This window comes from Luteimonas pelagia (assembly GCF_054776035.1).
Genome location: NZ_BAAHCG010000001.1, coordinates 736,317 through 751,550, shown reverse-complemented (window position 1 = coordinate 751,550; position 15,234 = coordinate 736,317). Strand labels below are relative to the sequence as shown.

The following is a 15,234-nucleotide window of genomic DNA, read 5'->3' as shown; positions in this document are numbered from 1 at the left end:
CCGCGTCAGTAGACGGTCGCGCGCGCCTGCACGAAGGAATAGAAGAACACCGCGTTCGGGTCGTTCTGCACCTGCTGCATCTCCCGGCGCATGCCCTCGACGGTGGCGGGTTCGACCTTGCCGGCCTCCACCAGCTGGTCGGCCGCCGACAGCAGCAGTTCCTCCCAGAACGCGATCATCTGCTTGCGGCGCGCGGGTTCGCGGTTGTCGAAGTGGAAGGTCTTGATCTCGGTGGTGACGTCGCGGAACCCGCCCGCCAGCAGCAGGTTGCCGAGCTTGGCCCCCACGAACGGGTCGCCGCCGCTGTCGATCTGGAAGTCGTTGAAGGCCATCCAGTAGCGCCACGTGTCGGGCGAGTAGGGATCCAGCAGGAAGGAGGCGTTCAACACTTCTGTCGCGTACACGACCGCGCCCGGCGCAAGCACCCGGCGCACTTCGCTGAGCACGCGGGCGGGCGAGGGGACGTGCTCCAGGACCCAGCACAGGAACGCCGCATCGAACCGGCGCGGCTCGAAGGGCAGGTCGCTGGCGTCGGCGCGGTGCAGTTCGTAGCGACCCTCCAGCCACGGCATCCGGCCGAGGTTGTCGCGCGCGGCCGAGAGCTGCTGGGCGTTGAAGTCCACGCAGGTGACGTGCAGGTCCGGAAAGCGCCGCAGCAGGATCTCGGTCTGGGCGCCGACGCCGCTGCCGACCTCCAGCAGGCGGCGCGACTCGGTGAAGTCGATGTTGCGGAAGATGGTCGATTCGGCCAGCCGCGCCTGGCGCTGCAGGCGTGCCTGCTCGGTCGGCGAGAAGCCGTGCAGGTAGGGGAAGTCGGTGCTGGATCGCGTCGCGTCGCTCATGTCGGCGGTTCCATCGGTGGCGCGAGGCGCGCCCGGTTCGAAATGGGGTCGCGCCGCCTGCCACTCAGGCGGCGACGGGCAGCTCCGGCGGGACGCCGGCGGCGAGCGCGTCGAAGTAGTCGCGCGTCAGGCGCAGCTGCGAGGCCGGATCCTGCGCGCGGTTGGCAACCGCGAGGAAGGCGCGGTTCTCGGGTCGGTCCTTCGCGTACCAGCCCAGGTGCTTGCGCGCGATGCGCACGCCCATCTCCTCGCCGTAGAACGCGTGCAGGTCGACCAGGTGGCCGAGCAGGATGTCGCGGACCTCCGCGTGACCCGGCGATGCCAGCCGCTCGCCCGTGGCGAGGAAGTGCGCGATCTCGCGGAAGATCCACGGCCGCCCCTGCGCGGCGCGGCCGACCATCACCGCGTCGCAGCCCGTCAGGCGGAGGACGTCGGCGGCCTTGTCCGGGCCGTCGACGTCGCCGTTGCACATGACCGGGATCGACACCGCGTCCTTCACTTGGGCGATCGTGCCGTACTCGGCGTGCCCGGTGTACATCTGGTCGCGGGTGCGCCCGTGCACGGCGAGTGCCGCGATGCCGCTGTCCTCGGCGATGCGCGCGATCGCGACGGCGTTCTTCCGGTCGGCGGCCCAGCCCGTCCGGATCTTGAGGGTGACCGGGACGTCCACCGCGCCGGCCACCGCCGCCAGGATGCGGGCCACGAGCGCTTCGTCCCGCATCAGCGCCGAACCGGCCCAGGCCTTGCAGACCTTCTTGGCGGGGCAGCCCATGTTGATGTCGACCAGCTGCGCGCCCTGGTCGACGTTGTAGCGCGCCGCGTCGGCCATCAGCGCGGGCTCGGTGCCGGCGATCTGGACGCTCACCGGCGCGGGTTCGCCGGCGTGGTCCATCCGGCGCAACGACTTGGCCGTGTTCCAGAAGCGCGGGTCGGACGTCGTCATCTCCGACACGCACAGCCCGGCGCCCAGCCGCTTGCACAGCACGCGGAATGGTTTGTCCGTCACGCCCGCCATGGGCGCGAGGACGACCGGTGGCTCGATGGCGTGGGGGCCGATGCGCATGGCGCGAGTTTAGCGGGCGCCGGTCAGGCCCGGCCGATCCGGCGACGGCGCCACCAGAACAGGGCCCCCGTCACCAGCAGGAACGCCGGCAGGAGCCCCCCGAGGAACGTCAGCCAGCGCATCGCGCCCCCGCCCACCGCGCCGACGTGCAGGGGGTAGATGGCCTGGTGGATGCGGATGCCGGCGGCATGCCCGGTCGCATCGACGACCTGCAGGGTGCGGTCGCCGGCGGCGGTCGCGCGGATCTCGCTCCGGCCCACGGGGTGCCACTCGCCGGGCGCTCGGGCGCGGAAGGCCACGCTCCCGTCGTCCTCGGCGGGGATGGACAGGCGGCTCACGCGCGCACCGGGCAGCGCGATGTCCACGCGTGCGAGGACGGCATCCCATTCGATGCGCTCCGCAGCCGGCGCTTCCGTCGCCGCGGGTGACGCGCCGCCGCCGAACACGGCGACGAGCACCGTGCGGAACCCATTGGAATAGACCATCCCGACGCCGGTCAGCGTCAGCAGCAGGAGCAGCGGCGAGAGCAGCGCACCGGCCGACTGGTGCCAGCTGCGCCAGCGCCGCGCCGGCGGACCGCGGTGCCACCGCAGGCTCGAGAGCCACTTGCCCGCCTTCGGCCACCAGAGGTAGAGGCCGGTGACGAGCAGGCCGAGCGCGATCCAGCCGACCACGCCGAGGAATTCCCTGCCCGTGGGTCCGGCCCGCAGCTCGACGTGGAATTCGTGCAGCCACAGCAGCACGTCGTCGTGGTGCGAGCGCTCGAGCAGCAGGCGCCCGTCGTCCGGCGCGAAATAGGCCCGCGACCCGTCCGCGAGGTAGCCCTGCCAGACAGGGAGGTCGGCGTGCGGCAGGTCGAGCGCGCGCAGGCCACGCGGGCGCCAGGTCTCGACGATGCCCTCGAGGACGCGGCCGTCCGCGATCGGCGCATGGCCCTCGAGCGACGGGTGCTGCCACTTGAGCAGCGCGACATGGAAGACGAGCGGAGCGCCCGCCAGCGCGACCAGTGCGAACACCGTGCCCGCCGCGAGGCCCAGCCACAGGTGCAGCCACGCCAACGCCGCCCGGAGGCGGCGTCGGAACGGTCGTCCCCGTGCGGGACTGCCCGGCGACATCGCGGCGGTCGCTCCGGTCAGAAGCGGTGCGACCAGCCCAGCGTCAGGACCCGGCCGCGGCCGGCGACGTAGGTGTCCGCGCGCGGGGTGCTCTGCGAGTAGTAGGTCACGTACTGCTCGCCCAGCAGGTTCTCGACACCCACGTCCAGGGTGCCCACCGGGAGCGCGAAGCGGGCCATCAGGTCGACGAGGGTGTAGCCGTCGAAGTCCGCGACCTCCGCGCCCTGGCGGTCGAACGACCGGTCGAAGGCGTGGCTGGCCTGCAGGCGGGTGCTGATTCCGGGCGACCAGTCGCGGGTCCAGAACGCGGTCACGCGGTCCGGGCTCACGTTGATGCCGGGCAGGTCGCTGTCGACGCGGTCGTCGCCGTCGCTGTCGTACTCGCCTTCGGTTGCCGCGTACGCGAGACCGAGGCGGTCCGCGTCGGCGACACGCACCGCCACGTTGCCCTCGATTCCGCGGATCTCCGTGCGCTCGCGCACGACGCTGTACGTGCCGGACACGGGGTCGAACGACAGGCGCGAGCCCAGCTCGGAGTCGGACCAGAAGGCGGCCAGGTGCGCGACCCAACGGCCGTCGTCGTAGTCCACGCCGACTTCGCGGTTGTCGGCGATCACCGGCGACAGGTCGACCAGGTCGTCCACGCGCTGGCCCGGCGTGTTGATGCCGCGCAGCACGCGGCCCACGTCCGCGACGGTGTAGCCCTCCGAATAGGACGCGTACAGCTTCAGCGCGTCGGTCGCTTCGAACACGGCGCCCACGTTGGGCAGCACTTCGCTGGTGGTCGGGTTGCCACCTTCGACCTGCTGGCTGCCGTAGACGGGCAGCGTGGTGAAGTCGTCGACCTGGAGCTCGCCGTGCTCGTAGCGCAGGCCGCCGGTCAACAGGACGCGATCGCCCAGCCGCCACTCGGTCTGCACGAACGGCGACCACGATTCGTAGCGCGTCTCCGGCACCCAGTCGAGGTCGCTGACGACCAGCTCCTGGTAGGTCGTGTCGCGCGCCCAGTCCAGGCCCAGGGTCAGGCGCAGCCGGCCGTCGAGCAGGCCGCCGCGCGACCACGTCGCCTTGCTGCCGAGCTTCTCCGACGCGTTCTGCGACTGGTCCCACCAGTCCGGGTCGCGTCCGTCGCCCCAGAAGTCGCCCCAGTTGCTGCCGCCGTAGAGCGCGGCGAAGTCGACCCAGTAGGCCTGGGCCTGGAAATAGCCGCCGGCGAACGCGTTGTCCGTGTAGTCGGCGACGAGCGACGTGGAGCGGTTGCGCGGCCCCTCGCCTTCGGGCGCGCCGCGCTCGGACGTGGCGAGCAGCCCCGTGGCGGGATCGCCGTCGACCGTGCGGTAGTCGTGGTTGCCCTGCAGGTGGTAGCGGTTGGCCGTCAGTTGCAGGCGGCGGTCCTGGTCGAGCGTCCAGCCGGCCTTCGCGAACAGGTCGTGGCTGCGGGCGTCCATCAGGTCGCCCTGCACGTCGTTGACGGCGATCGCCCGGCCGTCCGCGTCGTAGTACAGCCCTTCGCTCGCGTACGACGCGCCCGCGACCATGTCGAAGGCGCCCGAATGCGTACCGAAGACATAGGATGCGCGGTGGCCGTCGCCGTCGTCCTCGGCGGGCAGGGCCGTGCTCGCGGCGATCGTGACGTCATGGAACGTCCCGCCGTCCCCGCGCGGCGCGCGCTTGGTGATGATGTTGATGATGCCGCCGGACGCGCCCAGGCCCTGCAGCGCGTTGGCGCCGTGGATGACCTCGATGCGCTCGATCATCGCCGGGTCGATGGTGTGGCCGTCGCGGCCGCCTTCGCGCAACGGCGTCGACTGCGGCACGCCGTCGACCAGGTACAGCGGCTTACGTCCGCGCAACGTCTCGCCGCTGTTGGTCAGCTTCTGGCGCGACGGGGTGAACGACGGGATCAGGTTGGACAGGACCTGCGACAGGTCCTGCGTGATCGCCAGCTGCTGCTCGAGCTGCTCGCGGTCGATGACGGTGATGGTGTTCGGCAGCGCCGCGTCGGAGTCCGGGACGCGGCTGGTGCTGGCGGAGACGACCACCCGGTCGAGGGTGGTGGCGTCATCGGCGGCGGCGGGCAGGGCGAGGGCGCCGGCGATCGCGCCGGCGAGCAGTCGGATGGGGGTCATGCGCGTCCAGGTCCTTCGAGGCGGCGCGCATGTTAATAAAAACGATTCGCATTAGCAACGGCACGGGCCGGCTAGCGCTGCAGGTGGTACACCTCCAGGCGTTCCGTGTGCGCCTCCAGCACCATCAGCAGTTCATCGGGGCCGATCCGGACCAGGAACCCGGCACTGTTCGCATGGCCCGGCCACTGCGCCTCTTCCGGCCAGGCCGGGTCGTAGGCGCGTGGTGGTTCATCGTTGACCGTCTGGGTGCCGAGGAAGGCGAGGCGGTCGGGTTTTGCATCGCGGTGGAGTATTCCGCTGCGCCTTTGCGAACCGGCCGTCTTGGCGAACGCATGCCCGCATGGATGCGGACGGATCTCCCCGGCGAAGAACGGGTAGCCGAACACGTCCCCGTGCGCGGACTGCAGCGAGCGCACCCGCCACGGACCGTCGATGTTTCCCAGCGGCAGTGACGGACGCCGCAGCAACGTCCGCATCATGCGCGCGTCGGCGGTGTCACGGGGGACGTGATCGGCGAGGTCCCGCCTGTCGGCGTCCACGGCGCGTGCATGCGCGGGAAGGGCGCGCGTCGTCCAGTCGCAGGACGCGCCGCCTGCGCGGACGTCCGTCGATCCGGTCACGCTGCGCGTGTCGATGGGAGAAACCGCTGCCTCGGCATCGATCGCCGATCGACCACTCGCGGGCGGCGCACGCTCGCCAGTGGCGCATCCCGACAACAGGAGGACAAGCAGGCAGGCGGGTGCCGAAGACGTCAAGGGGCGTCGGCGGGGCGGGGCGGCGTGGCGGCTCGGGTCCATGCGCGGCACGCTCGCGCGCCCCCGGTGACCGGGCGATGAAGCGTCAGGACCAGGGCATGGCCAGGGCCGCGCCGGCGGCCTCGGTCGAGCGCGCGGCGTAAGCGGTGGCGGTCTCGACTTGCCTTCGGAACTGCGTTCCCGGCGCACGCGCGAGCGCGCTGCACAGGGCGCCGCTGAAGGCGTCGCCGGCGCCCGTGGTGTCCACCACGCGGACGCGGGGTGCCGCGACACGGTAGGCCTCGTCCCGATCCCCGCGCCGCCTGTCGTCCGCGTGCGAGACGAAGCAGCCCGCGGCACCGAGCGTGACGACCACCGTGCCCCCCGGGAGCAGCGCACGGCACCAGGCGTGCAGCCGCGCGTCATCGACGGCGGGCACGTCCTGGGGCGCCACGTCGGCGATGCCGCGCGCGGAGAGCAGGGCGACGAGTTCGGTCTCGTTGGGCGTCACGACGTCCACGCACGCCAACAGCGCGTCGGGCACGGGCGCATTGGCCGGCGCGGGGTTGAGGACGGCGAGCATCCCGCGGGCGACCGCACGGGTGAGGACAGCGACGACCGCGTCGGGCGGGGACTCGAGTTGCGCCAGCACGACGGCCACGTCGTCGAACGCGTCCAGTGCGTCGACCGCGAACCCTGCGTCGAGCGCCGCGTTCGCGCCCGCGCCGATCACGATGGTGTTCGATCCGGCGGCGTCCACGTAGATCCCGGCCGTGCCGGTCGGTGCGTCGGCAGGCAGCGCACGCAGGTCGATGCCGTCCGCCGTGCACAGCGCACGCGCCTGCTGCGCACCCGCGTCTTCCCCCAGTGCACAGACGAAGCCTGTCGCGGCACCGCTCCGCCGGGCGGCGACCGCCTGGTTGAAGCCCTTGCCGCCGGGCCCGGTCGAGTAGGTGCCCGCCAAGGTGGCGCCGGGCGCCGGGAGCGTGGCGACGCGCCAGACATGGTCGATGTTGAACGACCCGACGACGACGACCCGCCCCACGGCCCGTGCCTCAGGCCGTGGCGCTGAGGACGCCCGCGATCGTGGCGGTCATCAGGGTGGCCAACGTGCCGCCGAGCACCGCGCGCAGGCCGAAGCGCGCCAGGTCGTGGCGACGTTCGGGCGCGATGCCGCCGATCCCGCCGATCTGGATCGCGATCGAGCTGAAGTTCGCGAAGCCGCACAGTGCGTAGGTGGCGATCAGCGCGCCCCGGTCGGTCAGGCCGACGCCGGGCACGTTGCCACGCAGCACTTCGCCCAGCTGCACGTAGGCGACGAATTCGTTGAGCACGACCTTGGTGCCGATCAGCCCGCCGACGGTGGCCGCGTCCTGCCAGGGCACGCCGATCACCCAGGCGATCGGCGCCAGCAACAGGCCGAGCAGGCCGGCCAGGTCGGTGCGCCGGCCGAGCATCGCCTCGAGGCCGGTGACCTCGCCCAGCCACGCCAGCGGGGCGTTCAGCAGGGCGATCAGCGCGATGAACGCCAGCAGCATCGCGCCGACGTTCAGCGCGAGCTTCAGGCCGTCCGACGCGCCGGCCGCGGCGGCGTCGATCACGTTGGTCGTCGTTTTCTCGACGTTGACCCGGACCTCGCCGAGCGTCAGCGGCGTGGCGGTCTCCGGGACGAGGATCTTGGCGATGACCAGGGTCGCGGGCGCCGCCATGACGCTGGCCGTGATCAGGTGCTTGGCGTAGAACGCCTGTTGCGCCGCGTCACCGCCGCCCAGCAGCAGTACGTACGCACCGAGCACGCCGCCGGCGATGGTGGCCATGCCGCCGACCATGAGCGTGACCAGCTCCGACTCGGTCATCTTCGAGATGTACGGGCGCACCACCAGCGGCGCCTCGGTCTGGCCGATGAAGGAGTTCGCGCACACGCTCAGCGTCTCCGCGCCCGACACGCGCATCAGGCGGGTGATCACCCAGGCCATGCCCTGGACGACCTTCTGCATCACGCCCAGGTGGTAGAGCACGCTCATGAAGCTGGCGAAGAAGATGATCGTCGGCAGCACCTGGAACGCGAACACGAAGCCGAACCGCTCGGGGTCGGTGAAGTCGCCGAAGATGAACCGCGCGCCCTCGGTGGTGAACCCGAGCAGCTTCACGAACCCGGTCGCGATGGTGTCGAACACCACCGCACCCCAGGGCGTGAGCAGGACGAACGCGGCGATCAGCAGCTGCAGCACCAGGCCGACCGAGACCAGCCGCCAGTCCACCCGCCGCCGGTTGTTGGAGAACGCCCAGGCGATGGCCAGCAGCACCGCGAGTCCGAACAGGCCGAACCCGGCCCGCGCCACCATGTCCATCGAACGTCCCCGCCGGCCCCTTTTCGAGCGCGCAGGTTAGGGGAGCCGCCTGCCACCGGCAACCGCCGGCGGGCGCTTGCGCCGATGGCGGGGCTTGGTCAGGCGTCGCGCGCCATCGCCCGGTTCCCGCCCTCGCGCTTGGCCCGCTTGAGCCGCTGGTCGGCGCGCCGCAGCAGGTCGGACATGTCCGCGCCTTCCTGGGGGAAGCTCGCGAGCCCGGCGCTGATCGTCTGCCGGACCCGGTCGCCATCGGGGGTCCTGAAGCCGCGTTCGAGGATGGACTGGCGGATCGCGTCCACGTGTTCCCACGCGGTACCCAGGGGCTGGCGCAGCAGCAGGACGAACTCCTGGCCGCCGATCCGGACCAGCCATTCGTCGTGCACCGCCTCTTCGCGGACGAAGTCGATGAGCTGCCGCAGGACCGCGTCGCCGGTCTTGAACCCCGATTCCTCGTTGAGCACGCGGAAGCGGTCCATGTCGATCAGCGCCAGCGTCAGGCTGCCGCCGTTCGAGCGGACCTCGTCGAGCAGGCGCGGCATCCGGTGGTGCAGCCACGTCCGGTTCGGCAGGCCGGTGAGCCCATCCGTGCCCGACAGTTCCACCAGCCGCTGCATCCGGTAGACGACGGTGCACGTGACCAGCGTGAACGCCGCGAGCAGTCCGAGGCGCTGCAGTTGCCCCGCGAGCGCGACCGTGCCGTGCTCGGTCGAGACCAGGCGCTCGGGCGTTTCCGACATGGCGAATGCCACCAGCACGAGGCCCGCGTACTGGACGATCGCCAGCGCGCCGGTGAACAGGGCCACGCGACCGTCGCTGCGCAGGGCCCCGACGCTGATCGCGACCAGGTAGCCGGAAAACACCAGCACGCTGTTGAGTCCGGCGGGAATCGACCCGGCCGCGAGGATCCCGAGCACCGCCGTGCCGACCGTGACGTCCCAGGCGCTGGTCACGAAGGGCAGCCATGCATGGCGCCTCGGCCGGCGGGCGAGGGCGAGCCAGGCATGCGCCACGACGTTGAGCACGACGACGGCCGCCAGGCCCAGGAACGTTTCCTGGACGTTGCCCCCGCCAAGTGCGTTGGCGAGTGGTGCGAGCAGCAGCAGGGTCGCGATGACCACGCGCAGGCGGGCCACGAGCAGCTCGCCACTGGCGCCGAGCTCCAGCATGAGGTCGTCGGGCCGCGACGTCAGCGACGCGAGGGCCGCCTGGAATCCTCCCTTCGGCTCGAGCATGCGTGTCCCCGTTCCCTGGCGCGGGGCGAGGATAACGCGCGCCGGCCGCGGCCGCGCCGGCGGCGGGCCCACGGCTACACTCCGCGGACGCCCGCACTCCGACAAATCCCATGGAATACCGCCGCCTCGGCTCCTCCGGCCTGCCGCTGTCCGCGCTCTCGCTCGGGGCGTGGGTCACCTTCGGCAATGCCGTCGGGCGCGGTGCGGCGCGCGAGATGATCGCCGCGGCGTGGGACCACGGGGTCAACTTCTTCGACAACGCCGAGGGTTACGCCAACGGCGAGGCCGAGCGGGTGATGGGCGACGCGGTCGCGGACCTGCGCCTGCCACGCGATGGTTGGTGCGTCTCGAGCAAGGTCTTCTTCGGGGCCGCCGACGACCCGCGGCCGACGCAGCGGGGCCTGTCGCGCAAGCATGTCCACGATGCCTGCCACGCGGCGTTGCGCCGGCTGCGCGTCGACTACCTCGACCTGTATTTCTGCCACCGCCCCGATCCGGACGTCCCGATCGCCGAGACCGTGTCGGCGATGGACGTGCTCGTGCGCCAGGGCAAGGTCCTGTACTGGGGCACGTCGGAGTGGAGCGCGACGCAGATCCGCGAAGCGCACCGGATCGCGAAGGCCAACGGCCTCGTCGCGCCCACGATGGAGCAGCCGCAGTACAACCTCCTGCACCGGCACCGCGTGGAACTCGAGTACGCACCGTTGTACGCGGAGTACGGCATGGGCACGACCACGTGGTCGCCGCTCGCGTCCGGGCTGCTGACGGGCAAGTACAACGAGGGCGTGCCCGGGGACGCGCGCCTTGGCCAGGAGGGCATGGGCTGGTTGCGGAAATGGGTGCTCGGCGACGAGACGGAGGACCGGGTCGCGCGCGCGCGGCGCTTCACGGCCCTCGCCGACGAGATCGGCGTGCCGCCCGCGCCCCTGGCCATCGCGTGGTGCCTGCGCAATCCGCACGTCTCGACGGTCATCCTCGGTGCATCGAGGGTCGGGCAGCTGGTGGAGAACCTCGCCGCGCTGGACGTGGCACGCACCCTGGACGAAGCGACCTGGGCACGGATCGAGGCGGCAACGACGGGCTAGGCGCGGAGCGGTTGACGCCCAAATAGGAATCATTATCATTCGCGGACACCCGTCCCGGGAGTCCGCGATGCCCGCGCCCACCCACGCTGTCGGATCCCGCCCCCGCGTCCCGGTCAAGCGCACGATGCGACAGGAGGGTTGCGACGTGCCGGCGGACGAGGCGCGGCCATCCCCCCGCCCGCCCGCGTGCGAGAGCAGTGAACTGCTCCGTGGCGCGCGCGAGGTCCTCATCCGCCATGGCGGCGAGGTCTACAGGCTGCGCCACACGCGCAACGACAAGTTGATCCTGACCAAGTAGCGCCGCGGGGCCGCCGTGCCAGGCGGCGAGCCGCCCTCGAACTGAACACGTTCATGCATGCGACGCCGTGGTGCGCCGGCATGACCTTGCGCTCACGCGCCCGGCGGCAATTTTCCCTACGCCGCGAGGCACCTCCCCCAAGAACAGGAGCAGGACCGTGAACAAGGACATCTTCGAAGGCAAGTGGGACCAGATGAAGGGCAAGATCCAGCAGCAGTGGGGCAAGCTCACGGACGACGACTTCGACGTCGCCGATGGCAACCGCGACTACCTGTGCGGCCGACTGCAGGAACGCTACGGCTGGGACCGCGAGCGCGCCGAGGACGAGATCAACACCTTCGAGCGCGCGGTGAAGCCGGACTACATGTAATCCGGGGCATCCACCGGGAGACGACGGGCCGGGCATTCCCCCGGCCCGTCTTGCGTTCCGGGCGCGCCGCCGTCCGCCGGACGCCCCGGCAGTCGCCCGCGCGGCTAAGATGTGGACGACTCTGGGGAGAGCGTCCATGGATCTGTTCGTCGTCGTCCTGCTGGTCTTCGCCGTCGTCACCGTGTTCATGGGGGTGCGCGTCGTGCCCCAGGGCTACGAATGGACGGTGGAACGCTTCGGCAAGTACACCCACACGCTGTCGCCGGGCCTGGGATTCATCGTCCCGTGGATCGACCGGGTGGGGCGCAAGCTCAACATGATGGAACAGGTGATGGACGTCCCCAGCCAGGACGTGATCACCAAGGACAACGCCGTGGTGAAGTGCGACGGCGTCGTCTACTTCCAGGTGCTCGACGCGCCCAAGGCCGCGTACGAGGTCGCCCAGCTCGAAATCGCGATCCTCAACCTGGTGATGACCAACATCCGCACGTCGATCGGCTCGATGGACCTGGACGAGTCGCTGTCCAAGCGCGACGAGATCAACGCCAAGGTGCTGGTCGCCGTCGACCAGGCGACGCACCCGTGGGGCGTCAAGGTCAACCGCATCGAACTGAAGGACATCCAGCCGCCGCGCGACCTGGTCGAGGCCATGGCGCGCCAGATGAAGGCCGAGCGCGAGAAGCGCGCCAACATCCTCGAGGCGGAGGGCTTCCGCCAGGCGGCCATCCTCAAGGCCGAGGGCGAGAAGCAGTCGACCATCCTCGACGCCGAGGGCGAGCGCGAGGCCGCGTTCCGCGAGGCCGAGGCCCGCGAGCGCCTGGCCGAGGCCGAGGCCAAGGCCACGCGCATGGTGTCCGAAGCGATCGCCCAGGGCGACGTCCAGGCGATCAACTACTTCGTCGCCCAGAAGTACGTCGAGGCGCTGAAGGAGTTCGCGGCGTCGCCGAACCAGAAGCTGCTGATGCTGCCGATGGAGGCGACCGGCGTGCTGGGCTCGCTCGCCGGCATCGCCGAACTCGCGCGTTCCGTGAAGCCGGGAGGTGGCGATGGACACGCGCCCGAAAGGCATCCTGCGAGGGATCGCTGACATGCTGGCGGCGGTGATGCAGTCGCCGTGGTTCTGGTGGGGGCTGGCACTGCTCCTGCTGGCGATCGAGGCGCTCGCGCCCGGCACGTTCATGCTGTGGCTGGCGATCGCCGCCGCGGGGACGGGGCTCGTCGACCTGGTGCTGCCGCTCGAGCCCACGACCGAATGGATCGTGTTCGCGATCCTGTCGCTGGTGTCGGTCGGCATCGGCTGGCACGTGCGCCGGTCGCGCACGCCGCCCGAGGCGGGGCGCCCCCTGCTGAACCGCCGGGGCGAACAGCTCGTCGGCCAGGTCTTCGTGCTCGAGACGGCGATCGTGGATGGCCGGGGGCGACTGAAGATCGGCGATGCGTTCTGGACCGCTGCCGGTCCCGACCTGCCGGCCGGCACGCGCGTGCGCGTGGTGGCGTCCGACGCGGGCACGCTGAGGGTCGAGGCCGCCTGACCCGGGCGCGGTCCCGCCACCCCGGTCCGGGGGCGGCAGGAGCCGACCCGCCGCGTCTGGGATAATCGCCGGTCCCCACACGCACGCGAACCGACGATGACCCGCAGCACCGTCCTCAACGATGCCCACCGCGCCCTCGGCGCGAAGATGGTCGACTTCGGCGGCTGGGACATGCCGCTCCACTACGGCTCGCAGGTCGACGAGCACCACCAGGTCCGTCGCGACGCCGGCATGTTCGACGTCAGCCACATGACGGTGGTCGACCTGCACGGCGCCCGCGTCCGCGAATTCCTGCGCCGCCTGCTCGCCAATTCGGTCGACAAGCTGAAGGCGCCGGGCAAGGCGCTGTACGCCTGCATGCTCGACGAGCGCGGCGGCGTGATCGACGACCTGATCGTGTACTTCGTGGCCGACGACTTCTTCCGCATGGTGGTCAACGCGGCCACCCGCGAGAAGGACCTGGCCTGGATCCGCACCCAGGCCGAGGCGTTCGCCGTCACGGTGGTGGAGCGCGAGGACCTGGCGATCATCGCGGTGCAGGGCCCCACCGCGCGCGAGCGGGTGGCCGGCCTGCTCGACGAGGCGGGCGCCGCGGTCGCCGCCAGGCTCGGCCGGTTCGCCGCCGGCGAAGCGCGGACGACCGCGGGCGTGCCGCTGTTCCTGGCGCGCACCGGCTACACGGGCGAGGACGGCTTCGAGGTCATCGTGCCCGCCGACAGCGCGCCGGCGCTCTGGCAGGCGCTGCTCGACGCCGGGGTGAAGCCGGCCGGCCTCGGCGCGCGCGACACGCTGCGCCTGGAGGCGGGCATGAACCTCTACGGCCAGGACATGGACGAGTCGACCACGCCGTGGGAGTCGGCGCTCGGCTGGACGATCTCGATGGACGAGGGCCGCGACTTCATCGGGCGCCAGGCGCTCGAGGCGCAGAAGGCCGGCGGCGTCCCGCGCCAGCTCGTGGGACTGGTGATGGACGAGCGCGGGGTGCTGCGCCACGGCCAGCGTGTCCTGGCCGCGAGCGGGGAAGGGGAGATCCTGTCGGGCACGTTCTCGCCGAGCATCGGCAAGGCGATTGCGTTCGCGCGGATCCCCGCGGGGGACGCGGGCGACGTGCGGGTCGACATCCGTGGCCGCGAGGTGCCCGTCCGCCTGGTCAAGCCGCCATTCGTCCGCGAAGGCAAGCCGCAGCCCGGCATCTGACCGGCCGCGTGGCCTTCGCTACACTACCGCCGCCCGGGCCAGGCGCCCGGCGCGGCAAGCACCAGCACCCCCAGCACGGAGCAGCGGCATGAGCGAGATTCCCGGCGACCTGAAGTTCATGAAGTCCCACGAGTGGCTGCGCGTCGAGGGCGACGGCAAGGCCACGGTCGGCATCTCCGACCATGCCCAGGGACTGCTGGGCGACCTCGTCTACGTGGAGCTCCCGAACGTGGGCGATCGCATCGAGGCGGGCAACGCCTGCGCCGTCGTCGAGTCGGTCAAGGCCGCGTCCGACGTCTACGCACCCGTGTCCGGCACGGTGGTGGAAGTCAACGGCGCGCTGGCCGACAAGCCGGAGACGATCAACGAAGACGCCTACGGCGACGGCTGGCTGTTCGTGCTCGAGGTCGAGGAGCCGGACCAGGTCAAGGAACTGCTGGAGCCGGACGACTACGCCGAACTCCTCGAGGATGACGACCACTGAGTCGTCGCGGGGCCGGCGTCGTCCGGCCCGATGCTGCAAACCGGACCGGCCGCGACGCGGCCGGTTTTTTTTGTGGCCGAGGAAGCCGGTGCGACCGGACCGACCGGTCGGTCGGCACGTGCGCGACGATCCGGCCACGTCGTCGACCTTCATCGCGTTTTCGCGCATTTCGGCTTGTGCGACGCGCCAAGCCGGCGCCTGGCCGGCCACGCCAGGTCACGCCGCGGGCGGGTCGCCACGCGTCGTGCGTATCGTGCGCGCGCCGTGCGCACGTCCGTGCGGAAGCGTGGACAAAATATCGCCACACCGTCTGGAAACCGCGCCAGCGCTTGTTTTCAGCGCGCATGCATGACGGTCCGGTCATGGCTCTGGTGCCGGCGGCCGGCGTTGGCGTGTTCCTTGTGTCGGCGTTCGCCGGGCCGGTCCGGGATTGCGGTGCGAAAAAACACGGACGGGGTTGTTGACAGCCAAAAAAACCGTGATTAGGTTTCGCGCAGCAGACGTTGCCTGCAGGAACGAGTGAGCCGAGTCAACGCGACAACGCGCGACACAACTCAGCCTTCCGCCCGGACGGTCACAACGGTGGAATCGGGCACCGTCTCCCTCGAAAAAACCCGGCAACGTCCAGACCATCCCACCCGCGCCGCGAATGCGACGCGGGTTTTTTGTTGCCGCGCGTCCGTGCGGCACGGGCAAGCATCCGTTCCGGCGCGCCACGCGCACCGGCGGTTGGCCGCGGGTCCGATCCCCGCGGCGCTGTTTCCTCCTGGGCAGTCAAACCAGCGAGTCCACTGACGAGGAG

General features: G+C 71.1%; 15 protein-coding genes. 7 read left to right on the top strand and 8 right to left on the bottom strand.

The window, feature by feature from the left end; all coding sequences use genetic code 11:
* Positions 1-5 precede the first annotated feature (5 nt).
* The 8 genes from ACYU7H_RS03495 to ACYU7H_RS03460 all read right to left on the bottom strand — a co-directional run bounded on the left by ACYU7H_RS03495 (position 6) and on the right by ACYU7H_RS03460 (position 9,466).
* Positions 6-842 (bottom strand): class I SAM-dependent methyltransferase, encoded by an 837-nt coding sequence (locus tag ACYU7H_RS03495; RefSeq protein WP_460812521.1) that lies wholly within the window; start codon positions 840-842, stop codon positions 6-8.
* A 64-nt stretch (positions 843-906) separates the two neighbouring features.
* Positions 907-1,905 (bottom strand): tRNA dihydrouridine synthase DusB, encoded by a 999-nt coding sequence (gene dusB / locus ACYU7H_RS03490; RefSeq protein ID WP_460812519.1) that lies wholly within the window; start codon positions 1,903-1,905, stop codon positions 907-909.
* Between the two features lie 23 nt (positions 1,906-1,928).
* On the bottom strand, positions 1,929-2,963 hold the full coding sequence (locus ACYU7H_RS03485; protein WP_460812517.1) for a PepSY-associated TM helix domain-containing protein: 1,035 nt from the start codon (positions 2,961-2,963) through the stop codon (positions 1,929-1,931).
* A gap of 74 nt (positions 2,964-3,037) precedes the next feature.
* Complete coding sequence (locus ACYU7H_RS03480) at positions 3,038-5,149, bottom strand: TonB-dependent receptor (protein WP_460812516.1); 2,112 nt, start codon at positions 5,147-5,149, stop codon at positions 3,038-3,040.
* Positions 5,150-5,220: 71 nt separating this feature from the next.
* On the bottom strand, positions 5,221-5,946 hold the full coding sequence (locus ACYU7H_RS03475) for a DUF4893 domain-containing protein (RefSeq protein ID WP_460812514.1): 726 nt from the start codon (positions 5,944-5,946) through the stop codon (positions 5,221-5,223).
* Positions 5,947-5,989: 43 nt separating this feature from the next.
* Complete coding sequence (locus ACYU7H_RS03470; RefSeq protein WP_460812513.1) at positions 5,990-6,928, bottom strand: ribokinase; 939 nt, start codon at positions 6,926-6,928, stop codon at positions 5,990-5,992.
* A 10-nt stretch (positions 6,929-6,938) separates the two neighbouring features.
* Positions 6,939-8,234 (bottom strand): NupC/NupG family nucleoside CNT transporter, encoded by a 1,296-nt coding sequence (locus tag ACYU7H_RS03465; RefSeq protein WP_460812512.1) that lies wholly within the window; start codon positions 8,232-8,234, stop codon positions 6,939-6,941.
* A gap of 98 nt (positions 8,235-8,332) precedes the next feature.
* Positions 8,333-9,466, bottom strand: a complete 1,134-nt coding sequence (locus ACYU7H_RS03460; protein WP_460812510.1) for a GGDEF domain-containing protein — start codon at positions 9,464-9,466, stop codon at positions 8,333-8,335.
* A gap of 110 nt (positions 9,467-9,576) precedes the next feature.
* On the opposite strand from ACYU7H_RS03460, the gene ACYU7H_RS03455 reads away from it, so the two are divergent.
* From ACYU7H_RS03455 to gcvH, 7 genes are all read left to right on the top strand, one after another.
* Positions 9,577-10,551 carry a potassium channel beta subunit family protein gene (locus ACYU7H_RS03455; RefSeq protein WP_460812508.1) on the top strand — a complete coding sequence of 325 codons (975 nt, stop codon included), beginning with the start codon at positions 9,577-9,579 and terminating at the stop codon, positions 10,549-10,551.
* 124 nt (positions 10,552-10,675) lie between these two features.
* Positions 10,676-10,849 (top strand): hemin uptake protein HemP, encoded by a 174-nt coding sequence (hemP, locus tag ACYU7H_RS03450; protein WP_460812507.1) that lies wholly within the window; start codon positions 10,676-10,678, stop codon positions 10,847-10,849.
* A gap of 157 nt (positions 10,850-11,006) precedes the next feature.
* Entirely contained in the window at positions 11,007-11,219 is a 213-nt protein-coding gene (locus ACYU7H_RS03445; RefSeq protein ID WP_460812505.1) for a CsbD family protein, read from the top strand.
* A 136-nt stretch (positions 11,220-11,355) separates the two neighbouring features.
* Complete coding sequence (locus ACYU7H_RS03440; protein ID WP_460812504.1) at positions 11,356-12,306, top strand: SPFH domain-containing protein; 951 nt, start codon at positions 11,356-11,358, stop codon at positions 12,304-12,306.
* A gap of 16 nt (positions 12,307-12,322) precedes the next feature.
* The gene (locus tag ACYU7H_RS03435; RefSeq protein WP_460813055.1) at positions 12,323-12,751 is read left to right on the top strand and encodes an NfeD family protein; all 429 of its coding nucleotides are present in this window, start codon (positions 12,323-12,325) and stop codon (positions 12,749-12,751) included.
* Positions 12,752-12,847: 96 nt separating this feature from the next.
* Positions 12,848-13,948 carry a glycine cleavage system aminomethyltransferase GcvT gene (gene gcvT, locus ACYU7H_RS03430; protein WP_460812502.1) on the top strand — a complete coding sequence of 367 codons (1,101 nt, stop codon included), beginning with the start codon at positions 12,848-12,850 and terminating at the stop codon, positions 13,946-13,948.
* 88 nt (positions 13,949-14,036) lie between these two features.
* Positions 14,037-14,432, top strand: a complete 396-nt coding sequence (gene gcvH / locus ACYU7H_RS03425; protein ID WP_460812501.1) for a glycine cleavage system protein GcvH — start codon at positions 14,037-14,039, stop codon at positions 14,430-14,432.
* Positions 14,433-15,234 lie beyond the last annotated feature (802 nt).

What these genes read in the sequence shown, in the direction of transcription:
- ACYU7H_RS03495 (WP_460812521.1), bottom strand. Translation starts at nt 842, where the DNA reads ATGAGCGACGCGACGCGATCCAGCACCGACTTCCCCTACCTGCACGGC.
- dusB (WP_460812519.1), bottom strand. Translation starts at nt 1,905, where the DNA reads ATGCGCATCGGCCCCCACGCCATCGAGCCACCGGTCGTCCTCGCGCCC.
- ACYU7H_RS03480 (WP_460812516.1), bottom strand. Translation starts at nt 5,149, where the DNA reads ATGACCCCCATCCGACTGCTCGCCGGCGCGATCGCCGGCGCCCTCGCC.
- ACYU7H_RS03475 (WP_460812514.1), bottom strand. Translation starts at nt 5,946, where the DNA reads ATGGACCCGAGCCGCCACGCCGCCCCGCCCCGCCGACGCCCCTTGACG.
- ACYU7H_RS03465 (WP_460812512.1), bottom strand. Translation starts at nt 8,234, where the DNA reads ATGGACATGGTGGCGCGGGCCGGGTTCGGCCTGTTCGGACTCGCGGTG.
- ACYU7H_RS03460 (WP_460812510.1), bottom strand. Translation starts at nt 9,466, where the DNA reads ATGCTCGAGCCGAAGGGAGGATTCCAGGCGGCCCTCGCGTCGCTGACG.
- ACYU7H_RS03455 (WP_460812508.1), top strand. Translation starts at nt 9,577, where the DNA reads ATGGAATACCGCCGCCTCGGCTCCTCCGGCCTGCCGCTGTCCGCGCTC.
- hemP (WP_460812507.1), top strand. Translation starts at nt 10,676, where the DNA reads ATGCGACAGGAGGGTTGCGACGTGCCGGCGGACGAGGCGCGGCCATCC.
- ACYU7H_RS03440 (WP_460812504.1), top strand. Translation starts at nt 11,356, where the DNA reads ATGGATCTGTTCGTCGTCGTCCTGCTGGTCTTCGCCGTCGTCACCGTG.
- ACYU7H_RS03435 (WP_460813055.1), top strand. Translation starts at nt 12,323, where the DNA reads ATGCAGTCGCCGTGGTTCTGGTGGGGGCTGGCACTGCTCCTGCTGGCG.
- gcvT (WP_460812502.1), top strand. Translation starts at nt 12,848, where the DNA reads ATGACCCGCAGCACCGTCCTCAACGATGCCCACCGCGCCCTCGGCGCG.
- gcvH (WP_460812501.1), top strand. Translation starts at nt 14,037, where the DNA reads ATGAGCGAGATTCCCGGCGACCTGAAGTTCATGAAGTCCCACGAGTGG.